This window comes from Micromonospora sp. 4G55 (genome assembly GCF_016803375.1).
Genome location: NZ_JAEVHN010000321.1, coordinates 1 through 6790 on the forward strand (window position 1 = coordinate 1; position 6790 = coordinate 6790).

The following is a 6790-nucleotide window of genomic DNA, read 5'->3' on the forward strand; positions in this document are numbered from 1 at the left end:
CGTGCCCGGCGACGTGCCGGATGTGGACGACCTCGCCCGGTTACGACCGTTGTCAGCCACGTTGCTGGCACATGTACTAGCCAATCTAGAGGTTGACCGCAAGTGATCGCAGCAGGGGCCGGCCCTGGTGTGGCGGTCCGCCGACGTCCTGTCAGGTTCCCTCCGAACGGCCCTCCATACTCAGCCGTACGGTTGGTTGTCCACAGGCTGATCCGGCAGCTGACCGGGGAAACGCGGAGTTATCCACAGCCACGTCCCCAGGTTGGTGATCCTCGTTCACGCTCCGTGCCGGGCGGCCGACCGCCGACCGGTCACCGGCTCAGCGGCCGAGCCGGCGGCGGACCATCCCGACGACCTCGGTGATCTCGCCGATCCGCAGCACCATGGCCAGCCCGAGGTAGGTCGCGCCGATCACCGCGCCGCCGATCACCAGCTGGGCCGCCGCCGCGAGCCAGCCCAGGTCGGCCGGGTCGCCGGGGAGCAGGCTGACCACCAGCAGGCCGACCAGCGCCGCACCGAGCGCGGCGACGATCACCTTGCCCATGGTGCGCATGATCCCGCCGAGCCCGATCCGGCCGACCCGCGGCCGCAGCAGCATCGCGGAGATGACGGCTGCCGCGACGTAGGAGATCGCGTTGCCGAGCATCATCCCGGCCGCCGCGAAGGTGGCCGAGAAGGCGATGAAGAGGCCCACCTGGAGCAGCACCCGCAGCGCCACCACCGGGATGTTGACCAGCGCCGGGGTCCGGGTGTCCGGCAGCGCGTAGAAGGCGAAGGTGAAGAGCTGGCTGATCGCGAACGGCACCAGGCCCACGGCTGCGACCAGCAGCACCGTCGACGTGGCGCGGGCGTTGTCGCCGTCGAAGGCGCCGTACTGGAAGACCACCCGGGAGATCGGGCCGGCCAGGACCGCGTAGCAGACCGCGATCGGGGCGAGCACCGCCGTCACCATCCGGGTGCCCCGGGACAGGTCCGCGGTCACGTCGCGGAAGCGCCCGTCCGCGGCGGCGGCGCTCATCCGGGGCATCAGCGCGGTGATGATCGAGACGGCGATGATGCCGTGCGCCATCATCAGCAGCAGGAAGACGTTGTTGTAGATCAGGATGCCGGCGCTGTCCTCGCCCGCCGCCCGGGTGAGCAGGTTGACCACCACGAAGAGGCCGAGCTGGTTGACCGCGACGTAGCAGAACATCCAGGCGCCGAGCTGGGCCAGCTCGCGCAGCCCCAGCTCGCGGAAGTCGAACCGCCACTTCCACCGGAAGCCGACCTTGCGCAGCGCCGGCAGCAGCCCGGCGGCCTGCACCGCCACGCCGAGCAGGGTGCCGCCGCCGACCAGCAGGATCTGGCCCACGCCCAGCTCGCCGGGCTTGAGCGCCTTTGCCCCGAAGACCAGGATGTAGAGCCCGAAGGTGCTGATGACCACCAGGTTGTTGAGGATCGGCGCCCACATCGGCGCGGCGAAGTGCCCCCGGGTGTTCAGCACCGCGGCGATCAGCGCGCTGACGCCGGTGAAGAACAGCATCGGCAGCATCAGGTACGACAGGTACGTGACGAGGTCGGTGTAGTCCGCGTCCTTGCCGCTGGCGTAGAGGGTGGTCAGCACCGGCGCCGTGAGCACCGCGAGCAGCGCGGCGGCGGCCAGCGCGATCACCGCCAGGGTGAGCAGCCGCTGCGCGTACGCCTCGCCCCGGTCCGGGTCGCTCTTGCGCCGGCGGACCAGCACCGGGATCAGCACGCTGGTGAGCACGCCGCCGAGCAGGAACTCGTACACCTGGTTCGGCAGGAACTGGGCGGTGGTGTACGCGTTGCCGATCAGGTTGCCCAGCGCCGCGCCGATCATCAGGTTGCGGATGAAGCCGGTACCCCGACTGATCAGGCTGCCGACCGCCATCACCGCGCTGTTCGCCGCGGCGCTGGCCTCCCCCACCTGCTCCGGCGGCGGCGCGGTGGCCTCCACCGCCGGCTGGTTCAGCGGCTCGGCGGAGATGAAGGTCGCCTCGTCGGTCGGCGGGATCGCACCGTCCGGCGTGGCGTTCGCGCTGCGGTAGAGCCCGCCGCTCATCTCCTGCCTCCAAGGGGGTACGTCGGAGCCGGACGACCGGCCCGCACGCCAAGACCTTAGTCAACGCCGTCCCCATACCCGCGCCCGGCGGATCAGATCCCGCCCCGGCCCGATAGGCTGGCGATCCCATGTCCGAAGCTGCCTCCGCACCCCACGCCGCCGACCGCCGCGAGCTCACCGCCGCGCAGCGCAACGCCGTCGCCGAACTGCTCCGCGTGTCCCCGGTCGCCGACGAGCTCGGTCGTCGCTTCGCGCGCGCCGGGCACGAGTTGCACCTGGTGGGGGGTTCCGTCCGCGACGCCCTGCTCGGCCGGCTCGGCGAGGACCTGGACTTCTGCACCGACGCCCACCCGGACCAGACGCTGCGGATCATCAAGGGCTGGGCCGAGTCGATCTGGGAGACCGGCCGCGAGTTCGGCACCATCGGGCTTCAGCGCGACGGGCTCCGGCTGGAGATCACCACCTTCCGCGCCGAGGCGTACGACCAGGTCAGCCGCAACCCGATCGTCGAGTACGGGACCAGCCTCACCGAGGACCTGCGGCGGCGGGACTTCACCATCAACGCGATGGCGGTCAGCCTCCCCGACCACCGGTTCACCGACCCGCACGGCGGCCTGGACGACCTCGCGGCCAAGGTGATCCGTACCCCCGGAACGCCGCGGGAGTCCTTCGGCGACGACCCGCTGCGGATGCTGCGGGCGGCTCGCTTCGCCGCGCAGCTGCGCTTCGCCGTGCACCCCGACGTGCACGAGGCGATGAGCCGGATGGCCGCCGACCTGGACCGGATCACCGCCGAGCGGATCCGGGACGAGTTCACCAAGCTGCTCTGCGGCGCCGACCCGATCACCGGGCTGCGGCTGCTGGTCGACACCGGGCTGGCCGAGCGCTTCCTGCCCGAGCTGACCGGGCTCAAGCTGGAGATCGACGAGCACGCCCAGCACAAGGACGTCTACGAGCACACCCTGACCGTGGTCAGCAACGCGGTCTCGTTCGAGACCGACGGCTGTGACTTCGTGCTCCGGATGGCCGCGCTCATGCACGACGTGGGCAAGCCGGCCACCAAGTCGGTCGGGCCGGACGGCCGGGTCAGCTTCCACCACCACGAGGTGGTCGGCGCGCGGCTGACCAAGGCCCGGATGAAGGCGCTGCGCTACCCCAAGGACGTCACCGCGCAGGTGGTCACCCTGGTCGCCCTGCACCTGCGGTTCTACGGGTACGGCCGGGGCGAGTGGACCGACTCGGCGGTGCGCCGGTACGTCACCGACGCCGGTGACCTGCTGTCCCGACTGCACAAGCTGACCCGCTCGGACTGCACCACCCGCAACCGCCGCAAGGCGGCCCAGCTCGCGGCGGACTACGACGCGCTGGAGGAGCGGATCGCCCGGATCGCCGCCGAGGAGGACCTCGCCCGGGTCCGCCCCGACCTGGACGGCAACGCGATCATGGAGCTGCTCGGCGTACCGCCGGGGCCGTTGGTCGGGCGGGCCTGGCAGTACCTCAAGGAGTTGCGCCTGGAGCGCGGCCCGCTGGAGCGGGACGAGGCCGAGGCGGAGCTGCTGCGCTGGGCCCGCGAGCAGGGCGTCATCGACCAGAGCTGACGCCGAGGGCGCCGTCGGAGTGGACGGCGCCCTCGTCAGCCGGTCAGCGGGTTTCGACCGCGCTGCCGTCGACTGCGGGCTTGCCGTTGCCCGCCGACCCCGAACCGCCGGTGGACGCCGAGCCGAGCCGGGCGAGCAGGCCGGGCAGGTCGATGCCGGTGAGGTCGGAGCCGAGCTGGAGGCCCTGCGCCACGTTGCCGGCCACCGACTTGGTCAGCGACGACGCGCCGTCGGTGGAGATGACGGTCATCTTGTCGATCGCCCCGATCGGGGCGCTGGCCGCCTCCACCACCTGCGGCAGCACCTTGACCAGCAGGTCCAGCACGGCCGCCTCGCCGTACGCGGCGAACGCCTCCGCCTTGCGGGCCATCGCGTCGGCCTCGGCCTGCCCCTTGGCCAGGATGGCCGCGGCCTCCGCCTGGCCCTCCCGCTCGACCGCCTCGGCGATCGCCGAGCGCCGGCGCTGCTCCGCCTCACCCTCCTTGGCACCCTCGATCGCGTTCGCCTCGGCGAGCGCGGCCCGGCGGGCCCGCTCGCCCTCACCGGTGAGCCGGGACTGCTCGGCGGCGGCCTGAGCGGCGGCGATGACGGCCTGCCGCTGCGCGTCGGCGTTGAGCACCGCCGCGTTGCGGGCCGCCTCGGCCTCCTGCTCCACCTTGTAGCGCGCCGCGTCCGCCGGCTTGCGCACCTCGGTGTCGAGCTGGCGCTGCTTCAGCTCGGCGTTGCGCTCGGCCACCTTCTGCTGCTCGGAGAGGATCGCCTGGTCCCGTTCCGCCTGGGCCAGCGGGCCGGCCGCCGCGGACCGGGCCTTGGCCGCGTCGATCTCGGCCTGGATCCCGGCCTGCTTGAGCGACAGGTTCCGGTTCGCCTCGGCGATCGCCTCCTCGGCGAGCAGCCGCTCCTGCTCGGCCTGCTGCCGGGCGCGCGCCTCGGCGATGGCCGCGTCCTTGAGCACCCGGGSCGCCTCCGGCCGGCCCAGGTCCTGCAGGTAGGAGCCCTCGGCGAGGATGTCCTGGAGCTGGAAGGTGTCCAGCACCAGCCCCTGGTTGGTCATCGAGTGCTCGGCCTCCTCGGCAACCGCGCTGGCGAAGGCCGCCCGGTCCCGGATGACCTCCTCGACGGTGAGCCGGCCGACGATCGAGCGCAGCGCGCCGGCCAGCACCTCGCGGGTGAAGTTGTCGATCTCGTCCTGCTGGTGCAGGAAGCGCTGGGCGGCGGCGCGGATGGCGTCCTCGGTGCCGCCGACCTTGACGATGGCCACACCGTGCAGGTCGGTGCGGATGCCCTGCTTGCTCACCGCGCCCCGGATGCCCACGTCGATGCGGCGGCTGGACAGGTCGAGCGACTGGAGCTTCTGCACCACCGGCAGCACGAAGACCGAGGCGCCGAGCACCACCTTCTGGCCGGACATGTCGGTGGAGCGACCGCCGTCGGCGGTCTGCGTGGTCCGGCCCTTGCGGCCGGTGACGATGAACGCCTCGTTGGGGCCGGCGACCTTGATCCGGGAGAGCACGAAGAGCACCAGCACGAGCGCCAGCAGGACCGCGCCGCCGACGGCGATAACAAGGGGCATGGGCAGTTCCGTCTCTGGGAAAGGGGGGTGAGGAGAGGAAGTGGTCAGTAGGTCTCGACGTGGACGCTGGTTTCGCTCAGCGCCTGCACCACGAAGATCTGCGCGCCGACCGGGATCGGGTGGTCGGCGCGGGCGTTGAGCTTCACCGGCTGGCCGGCGACGCGTACCCGGACCTCGCCGCTAACCGACGGCGGGCACCGGGGTGACCACCAGGCCGAGCGCGCCGACCAGGTCGTCCCGGGTCGGGGTGGGGTCGGTCCGCATGTCCCGCGCCGCCCGGCTCAGCCGGGCCGCGAGCCACGCGGTGGGCACGGCGGCGAGCGCGCCACCGGCCGCCGCCGCCGCGATCATCCCCGGGGTACGGCCGCCGACCAGCTCGTTGACGATCGCGGCGCCGAAGCCGAACGCGCCGAGGAAACCGGCGACCGCCTCGATCGAGACCGGACCGTCGACATCGGCGTGACCGAAGTGGAGCAACTCGGCGCCGAGCAGGGAGAGCGCCAGTACGGCGACGCCCGCCCCACCGATGATCAGAAAGATGAAGGTCCCCGTGGCCACGACCTGCACGGTATCGACGTCGTGCAACATTCCCGCCTGATTATTGCGGGGCCACGGTGACGTTCCGGTCGACCAGTTCCCGGGGCAGCGGCTGCCGTTCCAGCTCCCGGCCCTCGGTGTCGGCGAGCACGAAGTCGCCACTGCCGGACGGCCGGCGGTAGAGCAGCCGGTCGTTCGAGACCCAGGCGACCTCGGCCGACGGCAGGGTCCGGACGACGGCCCCGGTCACCGCGTCGACCAGCAACGGATCGCGCTGGCCCTGCACGACCGCCCACCGCCCGTCGGGCGAGAACGCCCACGGTCCGGCGGGGTCTCCGGGGATCGTCACGAACCGGGTGGGTCTGCCGTCGTCGGCGGAGAAGAACTGCACCCCCCAGCGCGGATGCCGTTCGCTCTCCGACCGGGGCTTGAACGCGTCGGTCAGCGGCAGCGCCACCTCCCGCCCGTTCCGTGCCCAGGTGAAGAGGCAGCGGTCGGTACAGAAGTACCGGGTCCGGTCCACCGCGTACTCCCGGAATGTCCCGTCCAGGGCGAGGATGCCGATGTGGTGGGCGCCCTGGCGGAACCGGGTCAGGACGAGGCGGCGCCCGTCCGGCGACCACTGCGGGTCCGCCCCCGGCGCGCGGTACCAGCGCACGGTCGCCTTCCGGCTGTCGACGAGGCCGATCTGCCCGGGTCGGTCCTCGTCCGCGACGGCGGTGACGGTGCCGGTCGGGGCCGGCCACACCGCGTCGTACCCCTGGGTGCGGACGTAGCGGTCGCGGCTGCGGTCGAGCAGGTAGCCACTGCCGCCACTGACGCCGCCGGTGACCCGCCAGCCGCCCGGCAGGGCCAGTGGCCAGTCCTTCCAACTGGTGCCCGGTGTCGGGTGTATGGACGGCGTGGGCTGCGGTTCCGGCACGGCGGGACGGGTCGGCGGCGGCGGCCGGAGCAGCACGAACGGCACGGTCACCGCGAGCACCGCGACCAGCACGGCAGCGCCCGCCGCGGCCCGCCGCC

Annotated in this window: 4 protein-coding genes and 1 pseudogene; 1 reads left to right on the forward strand and 4 read right to left on the reverse strand. The window is 72.5% G+C overall.

The features are described from left to right. Window positions 1–319: 319 nt before the first annotated feature. A complete protein-coding gene (gene murJ / locus JNW89_RS22780) occupies window positions 320–2062 on the reverse strand; it encodes a murein biosynthesis integral membrane protein MurJ (RefSeq protein WP_238449407.1) in 1743 nt (580 codons plus the stop codon). 128 nt (window positions 2063–2190) lie between these two features. On the opposite strand from murJ, the gene JNW89_RS22785 reads away from it, so the two are divergent. Next, entirely contained in the window at window positions 2191–3660 is a 1470-nt protein-coding gene (locus tag JNW89_RS22785) for a CCA tRNA nucleotidyltransferase (RefSeq protein WP_238449406.1), read from the forward strand. A 43-nt stretch (window positions 3661–3703) separates the two neighbouring features. Here JNW89_RS22785 and JNW89_RS22790 read toward each other — a convergent pair whose 3' ends face one another. The 3 genes and pseudogenes from JNW89_RS22790 to JNW89_RS22800 form a co-directional block, all read right to left on the reverse strand. Next, the gene (locus JNW89_RS22790) at window positions 3704–5233 is read right to left on the reverse strand and encodes a flotillin family protein (protein ID WP_238450439.1); all 1530 of its coding nucleotides are present in this window, start codon (window positions 5231–5233) and stop codon (window positions 3704–3706) included. A gap of 44 nt (window positions 5234–5277) precedes the next feature. Then, window positions 5278–5821, reverse strand: a pseudogene (locus tag JNW89_RS22795) (hypothetical protein). Between the two features lie 10 nt (window positions 5822–5831). Further along, window positions 5832–6790 (reverse strand): hypothetical protein (locus tag JNW89_RS22800; RefSeq protein ID WP_238450440.1); only part of this gene is annotated, 959 nt, incomplete at its 5' end.

Excerpts from the sequence above, each read along its gene's own strand:
- murJ (WP_238449407.1), bottom strand. The coding sequence starts at position 2,062 with ATGAGCGGCGGGCTCTACCGCAGCGCGAACGCCACGCCGGACGGTGCG.
- JNW89_RS22785 (WP_238449406.1), top strand. The coding sequence starts at position 2,191 with ATGTCCGAAGCTGCCTCCGCACCCCACGCCGCCGACCGCCGCGAGCTC.